Below are 1193 nucleotides of genomic sequence, written 5' to 3' on the forward strand. Positions count from 1 at the left end.
TTCGATTTCTATGACAAAACCAAGCGATTTTGGTAATATGTTTTGTTTTTAACCAATGCCATAGCAATGTGGATTAACTTGTTTCTTACTGCATTTAATACGCTCATTTTATTTTTCCCTTCTTCAATTTTTCGTTCGTAGTATGCCTGTAAATCGTTGGTCATTCTTACTGCTCTCATGGCGGCCATTTGCAGTACGGTTTTTAGGGTGCGATCAGCCATCTTTGATACCCTTGGCTGGGTTTTCAAACTACTACCACTCTGTTGCTCAAAGGGAACCACTCCTGCAAAGCAGGCTAATTTCCTGGGATCCAATAAGCGTTTGAAGCCATGTGTTTTTACTGCAATGAGCCAGGCAGTAACATCTCCTATTCCTGGCACTGTTTTAATCCTGGTAACCTCTGTTTTTAATGTATTATCTTTAGCGATCTCTTCTCTTATCAGTTTCTCTATTTCTTTTACTCGCTGTTGTGTTCTCTGAATTTCCTTTTTATTCCTGGAGATAAGTGTTTGTGCTGAGCTAACTGATTTTTGTTGCTTCAGACCATCTATTCGTTGTTTTAAGGATCTTATGCGGGCAACTTCTGCTCTTCGTTCAGCCAATAAGATCTTCAAAGAATAAATACTGTCGGAGAGCGGTTCCCAAGGTTGAAAATCTTGCTTATTCCTCTCTATAAACGTAGCAATACGCCTGGCATCCACCTTATCGTTTTTACCACGAACCAATCCAATACTTCTTTTTATGTGTTTTGGATCTACAACATAAACATTAAAGCTATATTTCGTCAGGACTGAGTAAAGCTGGTGATTGTAATGACCTGTATTCTCCATAGCTATAAAAGCCTGATCATCCACCTTATTTAATTGACGGCAAAGCTTTTTAATACTTTTAACCTCATTATCAATTTTAAGGTGCTGTGCTCCATCAGGACCTTTTAAACAAACATCAAGAGTTCTTTTACTTACATCAATACCAACATAAATACTTTTCATAACTTCGTCATTCTTTAGATAGAAGAGGGGATTTCATCAATAACTCAACTCCTTAATAATGGGCTTAAAATCCCGAATTTCTATTAGAGATTTTTGATGAAAATCTGAACTTAAGTCTGAATCGAAGTATGAATTTGTAAATTCTGAGTGTCTTTAGGGTACTTAAGTTCAGCTCTCTTCTTTTAATTTAGCTTAATATAA

The 1193-nt window shown here is 36.4% G+C and carries 1 protein-coding gene; it reads right to left on the bottom strand.

Annotation, left to right across the window (positions count from 1 at the left end):
* Positions 1-8: 8 nt before the first annotated feature.
* Positions 9-992, bottom strand: coding sequence for an IS110 family RNA-guided transposase (locus tag LB467_RS18610; RefSeq protein WP_224475654.1), 984 nt, complete (start codon positions 990-992; stop codon positions 9-11).
* Positions 993-1193 lie beyond the last annotated feature (201 nt).

Origin of the sequence: Salegentibacter tibetensis, from assembly GCF_020164485.1 — a bacterium.
GTDB classification, from domain to species: Bacteria; Bacteroidota; Bacteroidia; order Flavobacteriales; family Flavobacteriaceae; genus Salegentibacter; species Salegentibacter tibetensis.

Coding starts and splice junctions, on each gene's coding strand:
- LB467_RS18610 (WP_224475654.1), bottom strand. CDS start 992: ATGAAAAGTATTTATGTTGGTATTGATGTAAGTAAAAGAACTCTTGAT.